The sequence below is a fragment of the Mucilaginibacter sp. CAU 1740 genome, assembly GCF_039839285.1.
In the GTDB taxonomy this organism is placed as follows: domain Bacteria; phylum Bacteroidota; class Bacteroidia; order Sphingobacteriales; family Sphingobacteriaceae; genus Mucilaginibacter.
Genome location: NZ_JBDOQS010000001.1, coordinates 581,886 through 605,823 on the forward strand (window position 1 = coordinate 581,886; position 23,938 = coordinate 605,823).

20 protein-coding genes, 1 tRNA gene and 1 riboswitch are annotated in these 23,938 nt (G+C 43.5%); of the genes, 20 read left to right on the forward strand and 1 reads right to left on the reverse strand.

Annotated features, from left to right (window positions below):
- Positions 1 to 14: 14 nt before the first annotated feature.
- The 8 genes from AAFN85_RS02565 (at position 15) to AAFN85_RS02600 (ending at position 9,785) form a co-directional block, all read left to right on the forward strand.
- Positions 15 to 695 carry a metal-dependent hydrolase gene (locus AAFN85_RS02565; protein ID WP_347525390.1) on the forward strand — a complete coding sequence of 227 codons (681 nt, stop codon included), beginning with the start codon at positions 15 to 17 and terminating at the stop codon, positions 693 to 695.
- 169 nt (positions 696 to 864) lie between these two features.
- The gene (locus AAFN85_RS02570) at positions 865 to 3,795 is read left to right on the forward strand and encodes an ATP-binding protein (RefSeq protein ID WP_347525391.1); all 2,931 of its coding nucleotides are present in this window, start codon (positions 865 to 867) and stop codon (positions 3,793 to 3,795) included.
- A 203-nt stretch (positions 3,796 to 3,998) separates the two neighbouring features.
- Positions 3,999 to 4,616 carry a DUF1579 family protein gene (locus tag AAFN85_RS02575; protein ID WP_347525392.1) on the forward strand — a complete coding sequence of 206 codons (618 nt, stop codon included), beginning with the start codon at positions 3,999 to 4,001 and terminating at the stop codon, positions 4,614 to 4,616.
- Between the two features lie 108 nt (positions 4,617 to 4,724).
- Entirely contained in the window at positions 4,725 to 5,708 is a 984-nt protein-coding gene (locus tag AAFN85_RS02580; protein WP_347525393.1) for an AraC family transcriptional regulator, read from the forward strand.
- 121 nt (positions 5,709 to 5,829) lie between these two features.
- Positions 5,830 to 6,897 (forward strand): alkene reductase, encoded by a 1,068-nt coding sequence (locus tag AAFN85_RS02585; protein ID WP_347525394.1) that lies wholly within the window; start codon positions 5,830 to 5,832, stop codon positions 6,895 to 6,897.
- A 27-nt stretch (positions 6,898 to 6,924) separates the two neighbouring features.
- Entirely contained in the window at positions 6,925 to 7,812 is an 888-nt protein-coding gene (locus AAFN85_RS02590; protein WP_347525395.1) for an NAD(P)H-binding protein, read from the forward strand.
- A 197-nt stretch (positions 7,813 to 8,009) separates the two neighbouring features.
- Entirely contained in the window at positions 8,010 to 8,783 is a 774-nt protein-coding gene (locus AAFN85_RS02595; RefSeq protein ID WP_347525396.1) for an SDR family NAD(P)-dependent oxidoreductase, read from the forward strand.
- A gap of 96 nt (positions 8,784 to 8,879) precedes the next feature.
- Positions 8,880 to 9,785: a helix-turn-helix transcriptional regulator gene (locus AAFN85_RS02600; RefSeq protein ID WP_347525397.1), complete on the forward strand. Its 906-nt coding sequence runs from the start codon at positions 8,880 to 8,882 to the stop codon at positions 9,783 to 9,785.
- A 73-nt stretch (positions 9,786 to 9,858) separates the two neighbouring features.
- Here the strand turns inward: AAFN85_RS02600 and AAFN85_RS02605 are convergent.
- A tRNA-Ala gene (locus AAFN85_RS02605) sits at positions 9,859 to 9,932 on the reverse strand.
- A gap of 222 nt (positions 9,933 to 10,154) precedes the next feature.
- Here AAFN85_RS02605 and AAFN85_RS02610 point away from each other — a divergent pair.
- From AAFN85_RS02610 to AAFN85_RS02665, 12 genes are all read left to right on the forward strand, one after another.
- Positions 10,155 to 11,357: a PQQ-dependent sugar dehydrogenase gene (locus tag AAFN85_RS02610; protein ID WP_347525398.1), complete on the forward strand. Its 1,203-nt coding sequence runs from the start codon at positions 10,155 to 10,157 to the stop codon at positions 11,355 to 11,357.
- Between the two features lie 309 nt (positions 11,358 to 11,666).
- Positions 11,667 to 11,870, forward strand: a riboswitch (cobalamin riboswitch).
- Positions 11,871 to 11,973: 103 nt separating this feature from the next.
- Positions 11,974 to 14,049 carry a TonB-dependent receptor gene (locus AAFN85_RS02615; protein WP_347525399.1) on the forward strand — a complete coding sequence of 692 codons (2,076 nt, stop codon included), beginning with the start codon at positions 11,974 to 11,976 and terminating at the stop codon, positions 14,047 to 14,049.
- Between the two features lie 2 nt (positions 14,050 to 14,051).
- Positions 14,052 to 15,194 (forward strand): DUF5074 domain-containing protein, encoded by a 1,143-nt coding sequence (locus AAFN85_RS02620; RefSeq protein ID WP_347525400.1) that lies wholly within the window; start codon positions 14,052 to 14,054, stop codon positions 15,192 to 15,194.
- Positions 15,195 to 15,225: 31 nt separating this feature from the next.
- Positions 15,226 to 16,137: a cell surface protein gene (locus tag AAFN85_RS02625; protein WP_347525401.1), complete on the forward strand. Its 912-nt coding sequence runs from the start codon at positions 15,226 to 15,228 to the stop codon at positions 16,135 to 16,137.
- A 31-nt stretch (positions 16,138 to 16,168) separates the two neighbouring features.
- Positions 16,169 to 17,494, forward strand: coding sequence for a DUF5074 domain-containing protein (locus tag AAFN85_RS02630; protein ID WP_347525402.1), 1,326 nt, complete (start codon positions 16,169 to 16,171; stop codon positions 17,492 to 17,494).
- 28 nt (positions 17,495 to 17,522) lie between these two features.
- Positions 17,523 to 18,644, forward strand: coding sequence for a DUF5074 domain-containing protein (locus tag AAFN85_RS02635; protein WP_347525403.1), 1,122 nt, complete (start codon positions 17,523 to 17,525; stop codon positions 18,642 to 18,644).
- Positions 18,645 to 19,404: 760 nt separating this feature from the next.
- The gene (locus tag AAFN85_RS02640) at positions 19,405 to 20,616 is read left to right on the forward strand and encodes an MFS transporter (RefSeq protein WP_347525404.1); all 1,212 of its coding nucleotides are present in this window, start codon (positions 19,405 to 19,407) and stop codon (positions 20,614 to 20,616) included.
- Positions 20,617 to 20,816: 200 nt separating this feature from the next.
- Positions 20,817 to 20,996 (forward strand): hypothetical protein, encoded by a 180-nt coding sequence (locus tag AAFN85_RS02645; protein ID WP_347525405.1) that lies wholly within the window; start codon positions 20,817 to 20,819, stop codon positions 20,994 to 20,996.
- Positions 20,997 to 21,038: 42 nt separating this feature from the next.
- Positions 21,039 to 21,164: a hypothetical protein gene (locus tag AAFN85_RS02650; RefSeq protein ID WP_281024302.1), complete on the forward strand. Its 126-nt coding sequence runs from the start codon at positions 21,039 to 21,041 to the stop codon at positions 21,162 to 21,164.
- Positions 21,165 to 21,202: 38 nt separating this feature from the next.
- Positions 21,203 to 21,364, forward strand: coding sequence for a hypothetical protein (locus AAFN85_RS02655; protein WP_347525406.1), 162 nt, complete (start codon positions 21,203 to 21,205; stop codon positions 21,362 to 21,364).
- Between the two features lie 319 nt (positions 21,365 to 21,683).
- Complete coding sequence (locus AAFN85_RS02660) at positions 21,684 to 23,108, forward strand: inorganic phosphate transporter (protein ID WP_347525407.1); 1,425 nt, start codon at positions 21,684 to 21,686, stop codon at positions 23,106 to 23,108.
- 8 nt (positions 23,109 to 23,116) lie between these two features.
- The gene (locus AAFN85_RS02665; RefSeq protein ID WP_347525408.1) at positions 23,117 to 23,938 is read left to right on the forward strand and encodes a universal stress protein; all 822 of its coding nucleotides are present in this window, start codon (positions 23,117 to 23,119) and stop codon (positions 23,936 to 23,938) included.

Sequence of the window (23,938 nt, forward strand, 5' to 3'; positions counted from 1 at the left end):
CAAAACTTAAAATCATGAAGCTTACTTATTACGGACATTCCTGCTTTTCGGTATTTGCCGGTGGCAAGCATTTATTATTTGATCCTTTTATCACCCCGAATGAACTGGCCAAAGCCATCGATATAAATGAGATAGCGGCCGATTATATTTTTGTTTCGCACGGGCATTTTGATCATGTTTTTGATGTGGTTCAAATTGCCAAACGCACCGGCGCTATGGTGCTGGGCAATTGGGAAATATACGATTGGTTTAACAAGCAAGGCCTTACCAATACCCATCCTATTAACCCCGGTGGCAAATTCAGTTTTGATTTTGGAACAGTTAAATGTGTAACAGCGGTGCATTCGAGTAGTATGCCCGATGGCAGTTATGGCGGTGTAGCCAGCGGCTATGTTTTTAAAACCCCCGATGGCAATTTTTACTACAGCGGCGATACCGGTTTATCCCTGGATATGCAGCTTATTGCCAAATGGGCCAAGCTTGATTTTGCCGTATTGCCTATTGGGGATGGCCTAACTATGGGCGTTGAAGATGCCATAGAAGCGGCACGCTACACCGGTGCCAAAAAAGTAGTGGGCGTTCATTATGATACCTTCGGCTTTATAAAAATAGATCATGACCAGGCGATCCTTGATTTTGCGAATGCCGGTTTATCATTGTATTTGCCAGGCATAGGCAACGTGATCGATCTATAAAATAGCAGTAACATAAACGGCAGCGCTAAAAATAACTTAAAACCGTAATTGATAACTACGGTTAAAACAATTGTATTGGGTTTTATGTGTTGTAAAACAGTAAGATGCATTTGATTACCCGCCCGAAAATATTATTTTTGATTGGGGGAGTGGTTATTAGTGATTGCCTATGAATATCAATAATATGTTTTCGTGCACGCGTTTATCGCGGGTCGTGTTATGGTGCTTATTACTTTTCAGTATAAATAAAATATACGCGCAGGATACTACCATTATAAAGCGCGCAAGCTTTAGCCAGGTTCATGAAATGGCCCTGTGCGATTCTACCTGGTGGGTTCACGTTGGCGATATCCCAAAAGCACAATTGCCTGTAACCAGTACCGCAAATTGGGATACTATTCGCCGTACGGTTTTCGGTAACCAGAAACCGCCACGTGGTTGGAAAGGCATAGCCTGGTTTGCCCAATGGGTAAAGGTTGATACCGGTTTGGTAGGTGTAAAGCTCGATTTTAGGATCAACCATGATGGTGCTTCCGAAATATTTGTAGATGGAAAGCCAGTTGGCGGTTATGGCAAAGTTGGCCGTTCGGCCGCCGAAATGGAGGGTGTACGCGCTCCGCGCGAATTGATAGCGCTGTGGTTTAATGATACCCGCACGCATCTTATAACCATGCGTTACTCCAATTATGGGAGCGCGTATCCGGATTTTTGGGGTTTTGAACCCTGGATAGGCGATTACGAAGCCGTTGCCAAACGTACGCACCTCACCCGACAGCTTTTTAGTTTTGTGCCTATGTGCGCTGCGGCCGAGATCATATTGGGCCTGCTGCATTTTTTGTTTTTCTTTTTTTATCCCAAACAAAAACTCAATTTATATTACGCGTTTTTTGTTTTGATGCTGGGGATCAACACCATTAGCGTTCATTTATTTTACCAGGCAAGTATCCCTTTAGTTCAGTTTTGTGCCGAAACTTCAACCTTTTTGTGTAAGGTGTTATTGTTGTGGTCGGGTGTGGCGTTGTTGTATGTGCTTGATTATGGAAAGATACCGCGCCCACGTTTGCTGGCGTTAACCGGGGCTTGCCTGTTTTATTTTACCTGCTATGTGCTTAAGTTCGCATACATCATTGAATGGCCGGTTCAGGACTATTTTTCGTTGGTGTTTTTCATTTTTATGGTGGATGGCTATTGGTCGGCTTTTCATCTTATAAAAAAACGGCAAAGGAGTATTTGGTTGGTTATTGCCGGTATCACAGCTGTAACCCTGGTCTACTTTTTTGCATGGGACGATACGTTTTCGATCTGGCCATGGGGGACAAATTCTATACGGGTTTTTGCAATGAGCATTGGGCAGTTGATATTGCCGGTTTGCCTGTCGCTTTACCTGGCACTTGATTTCGCGCGCACAAATCAGAGCCTCGGTGCCCGGTTGGTTGAGGTTGAAGAGCTATCGGCCCGCGCGCTTGCCCAGGAAACCGAGAAAACCGAACTGGTTGCTGCCGAAGCCAAACGCCTGGAAGAAGTTGTAGAACAACGAACCGGGGAACTGCGTGAAACCGCCGAAAAATTACGGGAAATGGACGCGGTAAAATCCCGCTTTTTTACCAATATCACCCACGAGTTTAAAACGCCGCTTACCCTGATCATTAACCCCGCAAAGGAATTATTGGAAGGTGGTTTAGATAACATTGCCGAAAGAAATACCCGGCTGATATTAAACAACGCTGAGAGGCTATCGCAGCTCATAAGCCAGCTGCTTGATCTAAGTAAACTGGAAAACGGGGTAATGGAAATTACGCCCCAGCCGCTTGATCTGGTCGCGCTAATCAGGATGCATATCGGCTCGTACGAATCATTGGCGGTGCAGAAAGGGATAGCACTCTACTTTAAATCGGACTGGGATACGCTTTGGGTGCTTGCCGATAGGGACAAGCTGGATATGGTGGTACTCAACCTAATATCCAACGCTATTAAATTTACCGCTGAAGGAAAGATCGAACTGTTTTTGGAAGATGAAAGCAATGCGGAGCATTTCGAATTTAGCCTAACCGTACGGGATACAGGCAGAGGCATCCCTGCTACAAAACTGCCTTATATATTTGATCGCTTTTACCAGGCTGACCCATCTGATACGCGCACTGCCGAAGGTACCGGCATTGGCCTGGCAGTAGCCAAAGAATTGGTTGAGTTATTAGGGGGCCAGATCTCGGCCGAAAGTATTGAGGGTTTATTTACGGAGATAAATGTACACCTGCCTTACGAGCCAACAGGGGTATTTGAAGCGGTACAGGTATTGGAAAGCCATGTGCCGGTCGGACTTCAACCCGTGATTGAAAATACCGAAGATGGGAAACCGCTGATCCTGCTGATTGAAGATCATGAAGAACTTAGGGATTTTATCAGTAGGTCGCTGGCCGATGAGTACAGGGTAATAACCGCCGCCGATGGCCACGAAGGGATAGACCTTGGGTTTGAACATGTGCCCAACCTTGTGATCACAGACTTGATGATGCCTGGTGCGGACGGATATGAGGTAGCAGCCAGCTTAAAAAGCGATTCCAGAACAAGTCATATTCCTATCATCATCCTCACAGCTAAGGCAGATATAGATAGCAAAGTGCTGGGTATAGAAACAGGTGCCGATGCTTACCTGGCTAAACCTTTTGATAAGCGCGAGCTGTTTGCGCTGATAAGTAATCTGCTCAGCATGCGCGAAAAGTTGCGCGAGCACTATAGCCGCAAGGATGTATGGTTTAATGAAACCATCAGCATGCCATCTATCGAGCAGGATTTTATAACCCGGGTACGGGCCGCGATAGAAGAACACCTGAACGAAGAAGGTTATAACGCCGATGAGCTTGCAAGGGATATAGGCCTTAGTCGCACACAACTACACCGTAAACTAAAAGCGCTGATAGGCCAGGCTCCGGGCGAGTTGATCAGGATAGTGCGCCTGCAATACGCCCATGATTTGCTTAGCCGCAGGGTTGCAACCGTGGCAGAGGTTGCTTATATGGTTGGCTTTAGTAGCCCGGCAAGTTTTTCTACCAGTTTTTCAAGGCATTTTGGATTTTCGCCGAAGGCTGTGGAGGTGGTGTAGGGTTTTATAACGTTGTGCCGCTACACGCAGGATAGCCATATTTGATGTAACAAATGGAAAAGTATTTGCAACGGTAGCGAAAGATATTTTCTTGTGGATTATGTTTGTTTGTACTTAGTAGCCCTGCTATAAAAGGGTTAAACACAGCGTTTGAATTAACCCAAACAATTTAACCGGCATAAGCACTTACAAAAATGGTTAACATGAAAATTATTGCGCCAGTATGGCACGTGATGCTATTGATTTGTACACTTGCCGGTTTTACGGCACAAGCACAGCAAAAAACAGCCGACAGTAGTAAAAAGGTAGGTGATGTAATGACGCAGATGCTTGATTATTCGCGACCAGGCAAGTATCACGCTATACTTGGTAAGCTTGCCGGTACATGGCACTTTCAAGATGCAAAACTATCTTTTGTTAAGGGAACTTTGATCAGAAAGCCGATATACAATGGTCGGTTTTATATGATTGAGATAACCGGCGGCAAACTGAAAGTGCCGGTAGCCGATGGTCAGATGAAGGAAGAGGCTTATCAGGGCATGCAGATTGAGGGATATGATAACCCGGCTGCAAAATATGTTACGGTTTCTATCAATAATCATATTGGCAGTGATATTCAGGAAGAAACCGGCGATTATGATGCAGCAAAAAAACAATTTACATATGTTTCAGAAACCGAATTGATTGCTGGTACGAAGGAGAAAAACAAGCGTATCCTGAAAATCATAGACGAAAACCATTACATAGAAGAATATTACCAGCAGCAGGATGGAAAGGATGTAAAAGTAAGGGAGCTTGATTACACTAAAACCGGCGATTGATAGAACCCTATTGCTTGATGTATTGAAATTAGTAAATTTAATCCGATTAAAAGTATTGAGGATTAGTATCCAATTTAGATAAATAATCATCACATCCAGCTAAGGTTAATGATATTTAGTTTTTCGGCCACGCGCGATTTTGATTTTCTTACACAGTTTGCGCGGCACATCCAGATGCCGATAGATAACAATTTAATGATGATGCCCGAGACTTTAGGGGAGGGCTACATCCGCCGGTTACTGTTTGGTCCGGATTTTAAGATCACGCTACATCGTTATAAGCTTAAGGAAGATCTTATTATAAAACGAAATTCATTTGAAGGCGGAAACGACCTGCTCACTATCTTTTTCTATAATAACGAACAATCGCTCGAGATAGATTTTAATGATAAGCCCCGGGTGATGTTTTCACAGCGGGATGATTCGGCTATCCAGGTTACCTCAAACGATTTGAGTTCAACCATTCGCTTTCCTGCCCATCATCAAATTCACTATGCCGTAATAGGCGTTATGGTCCCGCGGTTAAAAGAATTGCTGGCTTTACATCAGCCCAATTCCATACTCGAAACAATTACCACAAGCGGTAATTCCTTCCTGTTTTTCGAAAGCATGACCGCCGAGACCAAGTTGTTGCTTAAAAACATCGCAACCGTGAACATGGCCGATGGCTTGAGTCACTTTTATATGCAGATTAAAGTGCAGGAGTTGCTCTATCTCCTTTTTCATAAGCTCTCATCGCGCGAAAGCGCAACCCATCAAAGTATTAACAGCGCTGATGCCGAACGATTACTGTATATCCGCAACGAGATCGTTAGCGATTTGAGCGTGCCACCCGTGCTGCCTGAACTGGCGCGGATAGCGGCCATGAGCGAAACGAAGCTGAAGCAACTCTTCAAACAAACATTCGGCAATACCATTTACAATTATTATCAGCAGGCACGCATGGATGAAGCCGCCTTTTTATTAAAGCAGGGCACCCACTCGGTAGCCGAAGTAGGCTACGAACTGGGCTTTACTAACCTGAGCCATTTTAGCAGGCTGTTTGAAAAATATTACGGGCTTAGTCCCAAGCGCTTTTCTTATTCATCTTAAAAAATACCCGATAAGATGGTTATTTTGTTTTCTTGTCGCATCCGACTGTTTTTATGTCTTTTCGAGCTATTATCAGCCTGATATAACAACCAACTTTGCTGTACAAAAACAAAACAGCAAAATGAAAAAGTTATTAACGCCGTTCAACAACGGCCCCATACAATTAAAAAATCACGTAGTAATGGCCCCCATGACCCGCAGCCGGGCGTTAGGCAATATCCCTAACGATTTAATGGCTACTTACTACAAACAACGCTCAGGTGCCGGACTGATCATTACCGAAGGCACATCGCCAACTCCCGAAGGTTTGGGTTATCCACGCATCCCCGGTATTTTTTCGGAAGAGCAAATAGAAGGTTGGAAAGCTGTGACCGAAGCTGTGCACGCAAGCGGTTCAAAGATCTTTTTACAATTGATGCATACCGGCAGGATAGCGCATACAGCTAATTTGCCTGAAGGCTATCAGCCGGTAGGCCTATCCAATATTAAAGCAGCGGGCGACATCTTTACCGATGCATATGGAGCACAAGAACACTCCGATCCAATAGCTTTGGATTTGCAAGGCATCGAAAATGTGATTAACGGTTTTGTAAAAGCAGCCCGGAATGCAATACGTGCTGGTTTCGACGGTGTGGAACTTCATGGTGCCAACGGTTATCTGCTGGAGCAATCATTAAACCCGGAGGTAAACAATCGTACTGATGAATACGGCGGAAGCATCGAAAATCGAAGCCGGTTAACCTTGCAGGTGGCGGAAAAAATTGCCGCTGCAATTGGCGCTGAAAAGGTTGGTTTGAGGATCTCCCCGTTTTCTACCCTAAGTGATATGCCCGCCTACAACGAAGAAGAGGTGCACCAAACCTATGTACACCTAAGCAACGAGTTAAATAAGCTGGATATCGCTTATCTGCATATCTCCGATAATCCGGCCATCCCGACAAAAACGCACGAGGCTATCCGCGAAGCTTTCTCCAATATCCTGATTTACTGTAACGGTCTCGACCCTGAAACGGCTGAAGCAAAGCTACAGGATGGCTCGGCTGACCTGGTGGCCTTCGGCAGAAGTTTCCTTGCCAATCCGGATTTTATCAGGAGGGTAGAAAAAAACGAAGCCCTAAACGAGGTTGACTACATGACCTTATATACTCCCGGCGAAGCAGGCTATACTGATTATCCGGTACTTAACTAATCATCTACACATTTAAAACATATCAAAATGAAAATCACAACAACAGGCTCATTAGGTAATGTAGCCAAACCATTAGTACAAAAACTGATAGCGGCAGGTCACGAAGTAACCGTGATCACCACCAAAGCCGACCGTACAAGCGAGATAGAAGCATTAGGTGCCAGGGCGGCGGTAGGTTCAATTAATGATCCAGTCTTCTTAACCGAAGCTTTTAAAAATGCCGATGCCGTTTACACCATGATGCCGCCATCAATGGGTGCTACTAACTTGATCCAAAATATAGCCGATGCAGGCCGTTCATATGCTCAGGCCATTAAAACAGCAGGTGTAACCCGTGTAGTTTTGCTAAGCAGTATAGGCGCGGATGCCGCCGAAGGAACAGGTCCGGTACAAGGTGTGCATCATGTAGAGCAAACCTTCGGTGAATTGGATGGAGTTAACGTCACTGTTTTGAGATCAGGATTTTTCTTTGTGAACTTTTTCAGAGATATACCGCTTATTAAACACAGAAGCATTTTTGGTAATAACTATGGTGGTGATATTCAGCTGGCGTTCACGCATCCTGAAGATATTGCTTCGGCTGCCGCGAACGAACTACAGGTAAAAGGCAATGGCTTTGAAGTTAAATATATAGTAAGTGATATCGCTACTGGAGACGAAATTGCCACCCTGTTTGGTCCTGCAATAGGCAAGCCGGAATTAGTGTGGACAGCTATTCCTGATGAGCAGTTGAAGCAGGGTATGTTATCTGCCGGGTTACCACCAGAGTTGGCTGGGTTGATCACTGAGTTGGGGCAAGGAGTGAGAGCGGGACTTATTACGAAAGATTTTTTTAAGAGCGGCGGAGAAGTGAATGGGAAGATCAAGCTTCAGGATTTCGTTGAAGAGTTTAGGGAGAGGTATCAGCAAGCATAATAATTGATTTTTCATACTTAGTTACTTGAGCAAAAAGCCACTTATAATATTTACAAGTGGCTTTTTTATTGAATGAGGCCTTTGTCATTACAAATACTGTCCTTTTGGGTTAGGTTATAAATCTCCTTGATTTGGTTAAGACGGAAATACAAAGCGGCCCGACCTTTGAGTTGTTACTTATAGATCATTAATTATTTATGGAAAATCAAACAGATAAATCAACCGATAACCAATCTATCGCGTTAATTACAGGCGCTAACCAGGGAGTAGGCTTGCAGATAGCTAAAGAGTTGGCAGCTAATGGGTATATTGTATATGTAGGTTCGCGTAATTTAGATAACGGAAAAAAAGCCGCTACCGAAATTGGTGATAATGCGCATGCTCTTCAGCTGGACGTTACAAAACCCGAAACCATCAGCGATTCCATAGCGCAGATAGAAAAGCATCATGGTCGCCTAGACTTGTTGGTTAATAATGCTGGAATATCGCATGCCGGTAACCCCAATCGCCCTATGGAAGAAATGCTGGCCGATGGCCGGGCTGTTAACGCATCGCTTGATGAGGTGCGGGCCGTATGGGAAACCAATGTGTTTGGAGTTATCAGCGTAACGCAACTGGCACTGCCTTTACTCCGAAAATCTAAAGCTGCCCGAATTGTTAACGTATCAAGCGGACTTGGCTCACTGACCTGGATCGCAGATCCGGCTTGTTGGGCAAGGGAAAACTTCGGCGTTGTTTACGCGGCGTCAAAAACGGCTATGAACGCGGTAACAATGGCTTTCGCTATTGAACTGGAAAAGGAAAATATTAAAGTTAACGCGGTTAGTCCCGGCTTTACTGCAACCGCCCTGAATAATTTCCAGGGGACAGACAGTATTGAGGTTGGCTCGCGTGAGCCTGTTCGGGTAGCCTTAGAAACCGATGGGCCAACAGCTACTTTTACGGGTCCGGATGGTGTGCTGCCATGGTAGTGGATTTTTAATAGTGCAGTTGAAAATTTTTATTTTATGACCGGTGACTGAAACAGTCGCCGGTTATGATTGATATCTTTAATTGAGGAAACCGAAATGCAAAAAGTAACAAAATTAGAAACCATCGCCGATGTACATAGGGCTCACAATATTCCAGGCCCTAATCATCCGCTAATTACAATGCTCGATGCATCAAACGGGTACCTTAAAATGTGCAGCCTTCCTGAAAGCTATGTGTTGAATTTTTACAAAATTACTTTTGTTACTAAGCTGGGTGGTAAAATAAAGTACGGACAGGGTTATTATGATTTTGATGAGGGAAGCATGTTGTTTGCGTCTCCTAATCAAATTATGGGTAGTACTGCGAATTATCAGGATAATCAAGGTTATTCCCTCCTTATCCATCCCGATTTTCTGTTAGGTTATCCGCTTGCGAAGAAGATCAAACAGTTCGGCTTTTTTTCGTACGCTACCAATGAAGCCCTTCATCTCTCAGAAGACGAAAAAGCAACTATAGCCTCCGTTTACGACATTATCCGCAATGAGTTGAACAGTAGGATAGACGATTTTAGTCATGAAGTGATCATCGCCCAGATAGAACTTTTGCTAACCTATGCCAAACGGTTTTATAAGCGCCAGTTTTTAACAAGGCAAGTGGTATCTAATGATTTGCTGCAACAGCTGGAAGATTTGCTTAACGATTATTTTGATGGTCAAGGTGCGATCTCGGCAGGGATCCCAACTGTACAATACCTTGCAGATAAGTTAAATTATACGCCAAATTATTTGAGTGATATGCTGCGTTCGCTTACCGGGCTTAACGCGCAGCAGCACATTCACCATAAGCTGATCGAAAAATCGAAAGAGTTGCTTACCACCACAAGCCAAACAGTGGGGGAGGTGGCATATCGATTAGGATTTGAACATCCTCAATCATTTACCAGGTTGTTTAAGATCAAAACTAAAATGTCGCCTGTTCAGTTTAGGGCGTCGTTTAATTGAGAAGTGGGGGGAGGAGAAATTTTGATAGAAACAAAAAAGGCTTTACAATTTTCGTAAAGCCTTTTATATTTAGTGGAGAATATCGGAGTCGAACCGATGACCTCTTGCATGCCATGCAAGCGCTCTAGCCAGCTGAGCTAATCCCCCGTTGGGTGGGCTGCAAATATAGTATAAGTTGCACATTTCTAAAATATAATTTGATTTTTTTAGCAAGGGGCTATTAACCAATGATTTTAAAGCCTAACCACTGATCTCCAACCGCTAATCACTAAACCCCATGTAACGAAACCCATACACAAAAACCTCCCCGCATTTTATTTTGTTGGTTATATTTGAGTCCGACATCTGTATAATTAACAGTTAATCATCATGCCAATAACCAACAAATCTATTTTAATGGGCGTATTATGCGCCGGTGCCTTCATTGGGCAGGTAAAAGCGCAATCACTGCCGCCTGTTGAAACACAGAAGGCTAACAGCGAATATAAACCTGCTGTTGCAGGTCAAACCCGTATAGGCGGTACGCAAACCAAAACCAAACTGAATGTTACCATTATCAATAAACAGCTTAAATCGCCATGGGCTTTGCGTTGTTTGCCTGATGGTAGGTTTTTGATCACCGAAAAGGGCGGTGCCATGAAAATATTAAAAGCTGATGGCAGCTTTGATAAAGATATAGCCGGCTTGCCAGCCATTGCTGTTGGTGGCCAGGGTGGTTTGCTGGATGTTAATTTCGATTCGTCGTTCACTAAAAACCGCACTTTGTTTTGGACTTATTCTGAGCAGGTAGATGGCGGTTTTCAACTCGCGATAGCTAAAGGAAAGCTATCTGCCGATGATAGCAAGCTTGAAAATGTACAGGTAATTTATCATGCCAAACCGGCTTACAATGGCCATTTGCAGTTCGGCTCGCGTGTGGTGTTTGATAAGCAAGGCAACCTGTTTGTAAGTACAGGTGAGCATGGTGCCGAAGATATCCGCATGAAAGCGCAGGATCTGGGTGCCGCGGTAGGTAAGGTTGTACACATCACCCGCGATGGTAAACCAGTTCCCAATGGCCCGTTCGCTGGTAAAGCCGGCGTACTGCCCGAAATTTATGCTTATGGCTTGCGCAACCCTGAAGGGATGACCATGAACCCATCAACAGGCGAGTTGTGGGAAGCAGAATTTGGTCCGCGGGGTGGTGATGAGATCAATATCATCCGTCCGGGTAAAAATTATGGCTGGCCGGTGGTTACTTATGGTATCGAATACAGCGGGAAGCAGGTAGGGGATGGCATCCAGCAAAAAGAAGGCGTTACCCAGCCAATATACTATTGGGATCCAAGCATCTCGCCATGCGGCATTACTTTTTACACCGGCGACCTTATCCCCGAGTGGAAAAACAATTTGTTTGTTGGCGCGCTCGGCGGTTCGCACATTGCCCGCCTGGTGATCAAAAACAACAAAGTAGTAGCCGAAGAGCGTTTACTTAAAGATAAAAATGAGCGCTGGCGTTCATTGGTTACCGGGAAGGATGGCGCTTTGTATGGCGTTACTGATAATGGCAATTTGTATAGGATAGGAAAGTAATATTTCCTTAGTGCATTTAAACGAAATGATAAAGGATGTTTGTGTCCATAAGTTTTCGTTTAACGAAATGTCATTTCGAACGAGCAGATGGGGAAGAGCGAGGCGCGAGGAGAAATCTTATACGCCATGCAAGCCGATAAGCATGGCGCAGAAGATTTCTTTTTCGCCCCAATGCTCAGCCCGACCCAAGCTCTATCGAAATGACATTTTTTATTTAGGATTGTCTTTTATCTACGACTCCCCCGCATACCCCATCCCACCCAAAAGGTCATTTTACATCCCCGCTTGTTTAATTAAAACTTTAATACCTACCTTTGCCTCGCTTTTGGTTCACGGATATTTTTTATCGTTCGTGATTAAAAGGGAACCCGGTGTAAATCCGGGACTGTCCCGCAGCTGTAAGCTCCATAACACCAAAGCCCATTCTTATTGTCACTGTTAGCCGTTTGGCCGATGGGAAGACAGGGCCGGGGGGAGTAAGTCAGAATACCTGCCATAGCACATATTGATTCATAGCTTTCGGGGATTGAAGCTGGAGTGAGGATACCTTTCGTGTATTTCATTTTTTGTAATTCGTCGTTCTGTTTGCTGTGAGGTTTTTTAACCCACAACACTCATGGATTTAACTGCGCGCCAAACGCCTGCAAAGCGTAATGGCTGTATTAAAGGCATCGTATGGCTTGTTTCCTTCGGGATGGCAACCGTTTTTTGTTGCGCGCAGGTTTCGGCACAAACCCTGGTTGTAAAAAAAGATACCACTCAAAAAGATTCGGCCAAAATTCATCAGCTTAAACAGGTAGAGATAAAAGGCGCTAAAGCCGATGTTCGTAATATTTCCCCCACACCGGTACAGGTTTTAAAAGGCGAGCAACTGCAAAGGCTCAATAGCCTGTCGGTTGCCGATGCGCTACGGTTTTTTAGTGGGGTGCAGTTGAAAGATTATGGAGGTGTTGGTGGCTTGAAAACCGTTAACATCCGAAGCCTTGGCAGCAGCCATGTAGCCATATTTTACGATGGTGTAGAACTGCAAAACGCCCAGAACGGGCAGGTTGATCTCGGCCGTTTCTCGCTCGATAATATGGACGAGGTAGATCTGTACAACGGCCAGAAAAGCGAAACTTTTCAGGCGGCCAAAGGTTTTTCGGCGGCCAGCTCTATTTATCTGCAAGGCGCTAAGCCAAAGTTTGAACCCAGCGAGCATACGCATATCCGCTTCGGCTATAAAATAGGTTCGTTCGGATTAAATAATCCTTCTGTGCTGTGGCAGCAAAAGATCAATAAAAACACCTCTACCTATTTCAGTACCGAATGGACAAAAGCCAACGGCCGTTACAAGTTCAGGTACACCAACGGTGTTTACGATACCACGGCGGTTCGCAATAATACTGATGTAGAATCGTACCGGGTTGAAGGCGGTATCAACAGCTATTCGGAAAGTGGGGAGTGGAATGTTAAAGTATATAGCTACACCTCAAACCGCGGGTTGCCGGGCGCTATCGTATCCAACAAATTTAACTACACCCAGCGCCAGTGGGACCGCAATCAGTTTATCCAGGCCAATTACGAGAGCAACACCCGCAAGCGTTACACTATAGGCATCATCGCCAAATATGCCGACGATTACCTCCGCTATCTCGATCCCGAATTTGTTACTACCACAGGCTTTTTAGATAACCGTTTCAATCAGCACGAACTTTACTTTTCGGTAGCTAACCGTTACCGCATTTTGCCGGTTTGGGATCTCGATCTGTCTACCGATTACCTGCGCAACACCCTCGATGCCAATTTGTATCGGTTCCCATATCCAACCCGCAATCAGGAGTTGGTTTCATTAGCCTCTCAACTTAAATTAAAACGCTTTAATCTTCAGGCTTCAGTTTTGGGCACTTTTGTTGATGATCGCGTAAAGTTGTATGAAGGTGGCGGTAATAAAACAGAATATACCCCGGCTGTAACGGCATCATTGCAGGTTACGCCCGATCTGATGTTGCGCGCTTTTTATAAAAACATTTTCAGGCTACCTACCCTTAATGAGCTGTATTATACTTTCATCGGCAACACCCTGCTTAAACCCGAATATGCAAAGCAGTACGATATTGGTGCTACTTATAACCGTCACTTTGTTGATGGTTTTATCTCTTCATTCTCTATCCAGGGTGACGTTTATTATAATAAAGTAAAAGATAAGATCATCGCGGCCCCCGGCCTAAACCTGTTCAGGTGGACAATGTACAACTTGGGCGACGTTAATATTAAAGGTGCCGAAGTGAACATGCAGCTTGCCAAACAGGTTTCGCGCTATCTTAACCTGAACGCAACTATCAACTATACCTGGCAACAGGCTTTTTATACCGATAACGGGATCACCTATCATTATAACATCCCTTATGTGCCAACAAACAGTGTATCGTTCACGGCATCGGCAGATTATAAAAGTTTCGGCTTTAATTATAGCTACCTATACACTGGTTCGCGCTACAGCCAGCTGAGTGACGATCAAAACCACATTTATAACTACCTGCAGCCCTGGTACACGCATGATGTGGCTGTAAACTATATCACCAAAATATACAAGCATAAAACCCAGTTCAGCATCGAGGTAAATAACCTATTGAACCAGGATAGGGAGATCATTGCCAATTTCCCGATGCCGCGGCGCTTTTACCGCTTTAAACTAAGCTATAGCATTTAAGTATGAAAAAATTTAAAATAGCCCTACATCTAACCGTTGCACTGTTTGTGGTATTGCTTGCGGTATCGTGCCGTAAGGCCCCGCAGGTAATACCCGAGCAGGTTGAACAGATTTTTGAGGGCGATGCCTCAAGCACCATCAAGGGCATGTATATGCTGAACGAGGGTAACATGAACATGAACAAAGCCTCGTTGGATTTTGTGAACTTCCGCACCGGCATTTACGAACGCAATATTTACAACAAAGCCAACCCGGCAGTAACCAAAGGCCTGGGGGATGTAGGTAATGATATCGGTATTTATGGCTCAAAAATGTATGTGGTGGTCAATATCTCTAATAAGGTAGAGGTGCTTGATGTTAAAACTGCCAAAAAAATGGGGCAAATAGATATTGTTAATTGCCGCTACGTAACTTTTCATAACAACAAGGCTTATGTAAGTGCCTACCTGGGCAAAGTTGGCGATCCTAAAGCGCCCAATGGTATTGTTGCCGAAATTGATACCACCAGCTTACAGATCACTCGCAAGGTAACTGTTGGCCGTCAGCCGGAGGAAATGGCTATCGTAGGCGAGAAGTTGTATATCGCCAATTCGGGAGGATATAGCCCTACAGATTACGAGCGTACTGTTTCAGTAATAGATCTGGCTTCGTTTGCCGAAACCAAACGCATTGATGTAGCAATTAATCTGGATAGGGTAAAAGCCGATAAATATGGCGACCTGTACGTTACCTCCCGCGGAGACTACTATACCATCCCCTCCAAATTATTTGTGATAGATACCCGTACCGATGCGGTGAAAAAGGTATTTGACATAGCCGCCAGTAACCTGTGGATTGACGATGATATCGCCTACATCTACAGTACCGAATGGAGTTATCCGCAGCAAAAAAATACCATCAGTTATTCGATGCTCAACGTGAAAGACGAAACTGTGCTGAGCACAAAATTTATTACCGATGGCACCGATCAGAAAATTGTAGTGCCTTACGGTATTGCCGTTAACCCCATCACCAAAGATGTTTTTGTTACCGATGCCGGTAATTACGTGGCATCGGGTACGCTGTATTGCTTTGATAAAAACGGCCGCAAAAAATGGCAGGTGGTTGGGGGCGATATCCCTGCGCACATGGCCTTTGTTTACTAATTCAAATTCATTTTATATACAACCAACTTTTATGAAAAAACAACAACTTAAACTATTAATACTTCTGGGCGCGGCATTTGCCTTTACCTGGACGTCCTGCAAAAAAGATAAAGCCACCGAAGTTAATCCTCAGGAAGCACCTATTCGTCCGGTTAAAGCATCGAGCAATGCTTACGTTACCGATCTGTTTGATTTTAACCCTGCACCGGGGCAGTTTACCAATACAGGTTTAGGTGATACTGCGGCGGCTAAAGCAACCCTTAAAACAGATCAGGGCCTGGTAAGCCTTGGCGGATGGGGCGGTTATATAGTAGTGGGCTTTGACCATACTGTTCTTAACACGGATGGCAAAACAGATTTTGTGGTTTACGGCAACGCCTTCGAAAAATTTGCAGAGCCAGGCGTGATCTGGGTAATGCAGGATAAAAACGGCAATGGCAAGCCTGATGATACCTGGTACGAGATTGAAGGCAGTGCATCGCACAAGGATGGCTATGTGCGCAACTATTCGGTAACCTACACCCGCCCCGCCCGCGATATCCACACCGGCCTGCCCTGTGATACCTGTAGTGTGCCATGGAAGGATAACAAAGGAAACACCGGTGTTATCCAAACCAATATGTTCCACACGCAGGCATATTATCCTATCGGCCTTAAAACAGATACCTACACTTTAACCGGAAGCTTGCTGCCATCAAGCAATATCAATATGGATGATCCTACTTTCATTACCAGCGCATCATTTGATTATGGTTACGCCGATAATTCTGCCGGTGGCGACAAGATCGATATCAGCAGCGCTATTGATGATAAAGGCAATAAAGTAAACCTAAAAGGTATCGATTTTATAAAAGTGCAAACCGGCATCCTGGCCAATATGGGCTGGCTGGGCGAGCAATCAACCGAGTTTACGGGCGCTGCCGATCTGAGCCTGCTTAAATAATTCCCTCACTAATAATTTAAACTGATAAATAATGAAAAAAACAAGTACTCTTAAATCAGGGATCGCGGTATTGGCCCTTTCCTTACTGGCTTTGGCATCCTGCAAAAAAAATGATACCGAAGGGTTGGTAACAACACTGGCCATAACTTCAAAAGGTGGTAATGATACTACCACTGTTGGCAATGCTATTACTTTCGCGCCAACGGTAACCACTAAAACTGGTGTTACTTACAGCTGGACAGTAAACGGCGTACAAAAAGGTACAGGTGCAACGTTTACCTACAAGCCTGAAAGCGGCGGCGATTATCAAATTGCATTTAAGGTTATAGCGGCCCTTAGTTCGGATGTTGTTAACTACAAGGTTCACGTTTACGCTAAATACGAGAATGGTTTTTTTGTAGCGAACGAGGGTTGGTTTGGTCATGGTACAGGTACCTTAAGCTTCTATCGTTTTAATACTCACACCAAAGAAGATAGCATTTTTGAAAAAGAGAATCCCGGCAAAAATCTGGAGCCTAAAACCTCAAGTTTAGAATATGGAACTATCTACAACAATAAACTGGTATTGGTATCAAAATCGGGCGGACCGGTTGTTATTGCCGATGCTTCTTCATTAAAACAGCTTGGCCGGATCCCGGCCGCGGGGGGTAGCAACTGGATGGCCTTTGTTGGCGTGAGCGATACCAAAGGTTTGTTAAGCTCTGCCGATGGTATTTACCCGTTCGATTTAACAACTTATGCAACAGGTACTAAGTTAGCAGGCGTTAGCGGCACCGTTGGCGATTTGATTAAAGCTGGTAACTATGTGTTCGCGTTATCAGAAACTGATGGCGTTGTTGTGATCAATGCGGCTACCAACGCGGTTGTTAAAAAAATTGCCGGTATGGATGTGGCGTTTGCCAAAACTCCGGATGGCTCTGTTTGGGCCGCGGGTGGTACCTCACTAATTAAAATTAACCCTTCAACGCTGGCCGTTACTACTGTTACCTTGCCATTTACCGCTTATGGTACCTGGTTTGCATGGCACCCGGGTTCAATAACCGCATCTACCAAAACCAATACGGTTTATATTGCCAACAACGGCATGTTTAGCGGTGCTACCACCATTTATAAATATGATGGCACTGCTGCTTCGGTACAAACACCATTAATTAATATCCCTACAGGTAAAGAGCTTTACGGTGCAGGCCTTAAATATATCCCGCAAACAGATCAGTTGGCGGTAACCACTGTCGAATCGGGCTATGGTGCTCATTATGCCGTGAACAACCTGTATTTCTACAACACTTCGGGCGCTTTGGCAAGCAATCTTGCTTATGCTGGTTATTACTTCCCGGCTACACCTTTTACTTACTAATCATCTAAAAAAAGAATAAACATCTACCATGAAAAAACTAATTACCACCCGGTTTGGGGCATTAGCGCTTGCCGCTTTAGTATTGGCGGTAAGCTCTTGTAAAAAGGACCAGGCAATTGATACACAACCGGCCAATACTAAAAATGTTAAAGCGCAATCATTAGGGAAATATGATAATGGCTTTTTCCTGATCAACGAAGGCTGGTATGGCCACGGTACGGGGAGTGTAAGCTTTTACAGCTTCGCGACCGGCACCAAACAGGATAGCATTTTTACTAAAGAAAATCCGGGCAAAAATTTAAATCCGGCCAGCTCAACGCTTGAGTATGGAACTATATTTAATAACAAGTTGTTCCTGGTATCGAAAGTTGGCGGCCCGGTTGTGGTTACTGATCCGTACTCGCTGGTTGAACTTGGTAGGATAGCAGCCGTGGGTAGCAATAACTGGCAGGCTTTTGTGGGTATTGATGCCACCAAAGGTTTGTTGAGTTCGGCAAACGGCGTGTATCCCTTCAATTTAACAACCTATACTACCGGTACAAAATTAACCAGTGTAACGGGTAGTGTTGGTGATATGATCAAGTCTGGTAATTACATTTTCGTTTTATCGCAAAGCAAAGGCGTCGTAGTGTTAAACGTATCTGATTACTCGGTAGCTAAAACTATATCGGGGATGGTAGTGGCGTTTACCAAAACTCCGGATGGCTCGGTATGGGCCGCGGGTGGTACATCGCTTATCAAAATTAACCCATCTACTTTGGCGGTAACTACTATTACCTTACCATTTACCGCTAACGGTACCTGGTTTGCATGGCATCCCGGTTCTATCACAGCATCAACCCAAAACAATACCGTTTACATTGCCAACAACGGCACCTTTAGCGGCGGTACTACTATTTACAGGTATATTGACGGCATTGCCGCTTCGCTTACAAGTCCGTTTATTACTATCCCGGCAGGTAAAGAGCTTTATGGTTCGGGTGTGGGTTATGTGCCGCAAACAAACCAATTGGCTGTTACCACAGTGCAATCGGGCTTTGGTACAAACTACGGTGTTAATGATCTTTATTTTTATGATTTGAACGGAACCCAGGTAGGCGATTTGCCATATTCAGGCTATTACTTCCCGGCTATCCCGGTTTTTCATTAAAAATATTTTACAATCGATATTCGAAACTCCTGGCCGTAACTGGTTAGGAGTTTTTTGTTAGATGATAGATTTTGTTTGAAAGGAATGAAATAAACGGCTTTGTTTTTTGTAATTAAATGGTTTTGTTGAAGCAGTGTGGCGTAAACCTAAAGTTTTTAAAAAAGTAAAGCCCCTGATGGGCAGGGGCCTTTACTAACCAATTATAAACCTAAATTATGAGAAGACTATTTTATGTGGTGTTATCTTTAACACGGTGTAAAAGTAACACTAACTTTTGATATTCGGAAATTTTTCTTTGTAATTTTTTTGTAAGTTTTATTAATTACTTGTTGTTCCGATATCTTATTGTCAAAAATAAGAATAAATCATTATTAATCTGCTAATTTTTTGAAAAATTAATTTCAATTTGAATGGCAGCTTTATTTGACAATGAAATATTTATGTTTTTGTTTTTAAATTTTACAAAAAGATAACTTTAAATGGATTTTTTTATGAAAACAACGTGTTTTAATCCATATTTTAATAATTTTTAAGATTAAAATCTGATTAAAAGTGATTTTTAGGTTTGTTTTCTTAAATAAGAACTAAAATTGGTGTTATTTTTTTGTTAAATCTTACTTTTTTGATTTGTTAAAGAACGATGTGTTGCTAAATCAATTTATCTCCTAAACGCAGTTGCCGAACAAAAATTACTTTAACAAAGCAATTTTTTAAATAAGCTTTAACAATTTTACCGCGAAAATACATCTTCTTTAAAAATATGTCAACTACAGCTACCCAAAAACAACATCCGCACCTTACAACCTTAACACTTTGGATCATGATCATCGCAACCTGTTTGGTGGTGGCCAACATATACTATAGCCAGCCATTACTGGCCGATATGGCTCATACTTTTAAAGTGAACGATAAAAAAGCACAACAAATTTCGCTTTTCACGCAAGTTGGTTACGCAACAGGCTTGCTATTTATCGTGCCCCTGGCTGATATGCTTAAACGTAAACGGCTTATTTTGATTGATCTGGTATTGGTGATCATCGCTTTAATAGGGAGTGCCATGGCTCAGTCGGCAGTTTTAATGATGATAGCAGGCTTTTTGGTTGGTGTATCATCAGTTATTCCACAACTACTTATCCCCATGACCGCGCATTTGGCCAAACCGCATGAGCGCGGTAAAAAAATTGGTTTTGTAATGAGCGGATTATTGGTAGGGATATTACTTTCACGAGTGGTAAGTGGTTTTGTTGGCGCGCACTTTGGCTGGAGGGCTATGTATTATATAGCTGCCGGACTAATGGTGCTCATTTGGCTGATGATATTTTTGTTTTTGCCCGAGGTTGAACCCGATTATAAAGGTAACTATGGTAAGTTGATGAAATCATTGGTGTATTTGGTTAAAACACAGCCTAAATTACGCATGGCCGCTTTTAGGGGGGCTTTATGTTTTGCCTGTTTCAGCGCCTTCTGGACAACACTTGTGTTTTTACTTAAGCAGCCCCAATTTAATCTGGGCAGCTCGGCTGCAGGTATGTTTGGTTTGGTAGGGGTTTTTGGGGCTTTGGCAGCAGGGTTAATGGGCTGGCTGAGTGATAAAATGGAAGCCCATACATTATCGGGTTACACACTGTCGCTTATCCTTATCTCTTTTATAATATTTTATTTTTCCGGCAACAGCGTAGCCGGTCTTGTTATAGGGGTAATTGTTTTAGATCTGGGTGTGCAGGCTACGCACATTTCCAACCAGTCTATCATATTTGCGCTTATTCCCGAGGCCCGTAACCGCATCAATACAGTGTACATGGTGTCTTATTTTATAGGCGGCGCGCTGGGTAGCTTCTTAGCCAGCCAGGTTTGGATAACTTACCAGTGGAGCGGGGTATGCGTTATCGGTATCATCCTATCTGTAATTGTACTCGCGGTGCATGTGTTAAGCTACAAAAAAGCGTCCGCTGGTGTATCTGATGTTCGGTAATTGATCAGGGCCGAACACCTGTTTTTATGGTGGCTTTCAATTTTCTTCAAAAAAAGTAAAAAATTATTCGTTTTAAAAGTTGTTCAAAAACAGGTATTTACATTTTAATGTAAAAAATATCTGAGCTTTTAATGACATTTTTTACTCCAATTTAAAAGTTTGGCATTGTATTGGATTGTATCCTATCAAACGCAGTTGTTATGGAAGCTAAAAACAAAGTGGCAAGGGTTGAAGACGATAAGGAATGGGATAACCCGGTTGAGCCGACCAAAACATCAGATGCCCGCGATGAGGAGCAAATATTGAGGCAGTACAACGAAGCAAAGCGCCGCCACGATAACCTCAGCGAAAATAAAGAGGGCGAAGAAAAAGAAGATTAATAAAAGAAATTAAAATATTAAACGCACTAATACCTGAAAGCAATGAAAACTCAAAAACAACCATCAACAACTAAACTGATTGCAAGTTTTGATAACGCCCTTAAAGCAATTATCATGAGCGATTTAAAAGCTGTAAAAGCTAAACAATACCTTAACTCGGCAGCATAATCAACACTATATAAAAACACTACTACCTACATCTACCTATGAAAGCATATCAACCAACCCCAGCAATCACCAAACTAATGGCCCGTTTTGATAGTGAATTATTAGAGCTATTAAGGGAAGATCTTAAAAACTACCGTGAACGTAATCAGTTCAAAAACAACAAGCAGGTAGCAGCACAGCAAACGCTTAATGCAGCCTGATCAACATATATACAGTACAGCATCACACCTATGAAAACGATAAAGCCCTGCCAAAAACAGGGCTTTGTTTGTTTGTCTGAATCAGAATTTACAGAATTTTAGAATTAGCAGAATACCATTATCTCGACTATTTATTCTGTTAATCTGTAAATTCTGATTCAGACAATCTCTTAATCCCAACGATCTTTCCCATGTTAAACATTTAAACATATTAAATAACAATATGTTAACACTCTGGTTGCTTTAAAGAAACGCCTAAACCGGTTATTTGATAACGTGCCGGGTTAAGATGAAATAAGCCGGTGATAAACGCTGTTCTATGCATTTTTTTACCCCCGCTGTTATCCTCCCTTTTATCGGCCAGGTTGATCTTAGCGGATCGCTTTTGGCCGTTTTCCTGCTCTGCATACTCGCCGTTATAGGCTTTGAATTTGTTAACGGTTTTCATGATACCGCCAACGCTGTGGCTACTGTTATTTATACCAAAGCGCTGAAGCCAGTTTATGCCATACCATGGTCGGGCACCTGGAATTTTTTGGGTGTTTGTTTGGGCGGTGTTACCGTAGCTATGGGTATTTTAAAGTTGGTACCGCTTGATAGCTTGATGACCTTGCCGGTGAGCGTAGGGGCATGCCTGGTACTATCTGTATTGCTATCTTCAATTATCTGGAACCTGGGCACATGGTATTTAGGCATCCCATGTTCAAGCTCGCACACCATGATCGGTTCGATGATTGGCGGCGGACTGGCATTTACCTGGTTTTATAATGGCCCGGGTGTAAACTGGGAAAAAGCTGGCGAGATAGGCTCTTCATTGATCTTATCACCGCTTATTGGCTTTGGCGCGGCGGCGTTGCTGATGTTATTTTTGAAACATGTTACTAAATCGCACGCGTTGTTCCATATCCCCAGCGGGGAGAACGACAGGCCGCCGATCCATATCCGCCTGCTATTAGTAACCACTTGTACGCTGGTGAGCTTTTTTCACGGCAGTAACGATGGGCAAAAAGGTGTGGGCTTATTTATGCTGATATTGATAGCGTTTATACCTGCCCGTTTCGCGGTTAATCATGCTATCTCTAACGATAAGGTAATGACCGCCCTTAACCAAACCGAGCAGGTAGTTAAGGTTAAACTAACTGATAATACTAATAAAGAGCCTGCTATTACAACACTTTCGACAGCTATTGATCAAACTAAACAATCACTTGCTGAAAAAAATGAAAAGGAAGTAGCTAAAACTTACCGCTACCGTAAACAGGTTGAGAGTTTGATCAAAGATATCCGCGCTGTTATTAAGGATAACAAGGTGCCGCTTAATGAGCAGGAAAAGCAAACGCTTACCAACGCAGCCAACGAGTTGGAGCACGTAACCGATTTTGCCCCGGTGTGGGTTATAGCCATTATTTCATTATCTCTTGGCTTGGGCACCATGATAGGCTGGAAAAGGATTGTAGTTACCATTGGCGAAAAGATAGGTAACGAACATTTAAACTACGCACAGGGCGTAACCTCCGAAATTGTGGCAGCATCTACCATAGGGCTTAGTACCGGACTGGGGTTGCCCGTAAGTACAACGCACGTGTTATCAAGCGGCATTGCCGGTGCTATGGTGGCATCGGGCGGGAAGGGTAATTTAAATAACAAAACCCTTAAAAATATTGCGCTGGCTTGGGTACTTACTTTGCCGGTAGCTATAATTTTAGCATTTTTATTATTCATGCTTTTTCATTTGTTTATCTGATCCCGAACATGAAACAGATCCTGGTTGCAACCGATTTTTCAAAATGCGCCGCCAATGCTATGGCCTATGCTATGGAACTGGCCAATATATTAGGCCGTGAAGTTTGTGCTATCCACGCCATTCACCCTACCGAGGGCATTAATAACAGCACTTACAATGCTATATTTATTGAAGACTATTATAACAATAAACGTGAGGCGTTAAAAGATTGGGCAAGCGTTTACAGCACCGACGATAAGTATAAAAACGTTAAGGTAACCACCCTTTGCGATGTCGGCTTTTTAAAAACAGTGATAACCAAGTATGTTGAAACGAATCCGGTTGAATTACTGGTGATGGGCATTATGGGTGCTACAGGCATCAGCGGCATAGTGGGCAGTAACGCCAGCATGGTGGTAACCAAAATAAAGATCCCGACATTGATCATTCCGCTGGAAAGCAAGTTTGAAAACGTACCGATGATAACCCTGGCCACCGATTTTGAAACCCGGCTTTCAGCTACCGATGTGAACGCTTTGAATGAGATGATCAAAGCATTCGGCTCGGCAAAAATGCAGGTGCTTTATGTTGCCGAAAAAACCGACCAGCAACAAGTGCAGGTTTGGGAAACCCGTTTACGCGATGTTATTAAACATACTGAGCTGGAGTTTAACTATATAGAGGATAGCAGCGCCCTTAACGGCATCATGAAGTTTATTGAATCGCACGAAACTGATATGTTGTGTTTGGTGAAACATCACCATAACATTGTTTATCGCTTATTTACCCGGAGCACAGTTAACCAGGTGATGAATAAATCGGTAAAGGCGATACTGGTTTTGCATGAGTAG

What these genes read in the sequence shown, in the direction of transcription:
- AAFN85_RS02640 (WP_347525404.1), top strand. Translation starts at nt 19,405, where the DNA reads ATGTCAACTACAGCTACCCAAAAACAACATCCGCACCTTACAACCTTA.
- AAFN85_RS02665 (WP_347525408.1), top strand. Translation starts at nt 23,117, where the DNA reads ATGAAACAGATCCTGGTTGCAACCGATTTTTCAAAATGCGCCGCCAAT.
- AAFN85_RS02645 (WP_347525405.1), top strand. Translation starts at nt 20,817, where the DNA reads ATGGAAGCTAAAAACAAAGTGGCAAGGGTTGAAGACGATAAGGAATGG.
- AAFN85_RS02610 (WP_347525398.1), top strand. Translation starts at nt 10,155, where the DNA reads ATGCCAATAACCAACAAATCTATTTTAATGGGCGTATTATGCGCCGGT.
- AAFN85_RS02655 (WP_347525406.1), top strand. Translation starts at nt 21,203, where the DNA reads ATGAAAGCATATCAACCAACCCCAGCAATCACCAAACTAATGGCCCGT.
- AAFN85_RS02660 (WP_347525407.1), top strand. Translation starts at nt 21,684, where the DNA reads ATGCATTTTTTTACCCCCGCTGTTATCCTCCCTTTTATCGGCCAGGTT.
- AAFN85_RS02595 (WP_347525396.1), top strand. Translation starts at nt 8,010, where the DNA reads ATGGAAAATCAAACAGATAAATCAACCGATAACCAATCTATCGCGTTA.
- AAFN85_RS02620 (WP_347525400.1), top strand. Translation starts at nt 14,052, where the DNA reads ATGAAAAAATTTAAAATAGCCCTACATCTAACCGTTGCACTGTTTGTG.
- AAFN85_RS02575 (WP_347525392.1), top strand. Translation starts at nt 3,999, where the DNA reads ATGAAAATTATTGCGCCAGTATGGCACGTGATGCTATTGATTTGTACA.
- AAFN85_RS02600 (WP_347525397.1), top strand. Translation starts at nt 8,880, where the DNA reads ATGCAAAAAGTAACAAAATTAGAAACCATCGCCGATGTACATAGGGCT.
- AAFN85_RS02590 (WP_347525395.1), top strand. Translation starts at nt 6,925, where the DNA reads ATGAAAATCACAACAACAGGCTCATTAGGTAATGTAGCCAAACCATTA.
- AAFN85_RS02625 (WP_347525401.1), top strand. Translation starts at nt 15,226, where the DNA reads ATGAAAAAACAACAACTTAAACTATTAATACTTCTGGGCGCGGCATTT.
- AAFN85_RS02650 (WP_281024302.1), top strand. Translation starts at nt 21,039, where the DNA reads ATGAAAACTCAAAAACAACCATCAACAACTAAACTGATTGCAAGTTTT.
- AAFN85_RS02565 (WP_347525390.1), top strand. Translation starts at nt 15, where the DNA reads ATGAAGCTTACTTATTACGGACATTCCTGCTTTTCGGTATTTGCCGGT.
- AAFN85_RS02635 (WP_347525403.1), top strand. Translation starts at nt 17,523, where the DNA reads ATGAAAAAACTAATTACCACCCGGTTTGGGGCATTAGCGCTTGCCGCT.
- AAFN85_RS02570 (WP_347525391.1), top strand. Translation starts at nt 865, where the DNA reads ATGAATATCAATAATATGTTTTCGTGCACGCGTTTATCGCGGGTCGTG.
- AAFN85_RS02580 (WP_347525393.1), top strand. Translation starts at nt 4,725, where the DNA reads ATGATATTTAGTTTTTCGGCCACGCGCGATTTTGATTTTCTTACACAG.
- AAFN85_RS02615 (WP_347525399.1), top strand. Translation starts at nt 11,974, where the DNA reads ATGGATTTAACTGCGCGCCAAACGCCTGCAAAGCGTAATGGCTGTATT.
- AAFN85_RS02585 (WP_347525394.1), top strand. Translation starts at nt 5,830, where the DNA reads ATGAAAAAGTTATTAACGCCGTTCAACAACGGCCCCATACAATTAAAA.
- AAFN85_RS02630 (WP_347525402.1), top strand. Translation starts at nt 16,169, where the DNA reads ATGAAAAAAACAAGTACTCTTAAATCAGGGATCGCGGTATTGGCCCTT.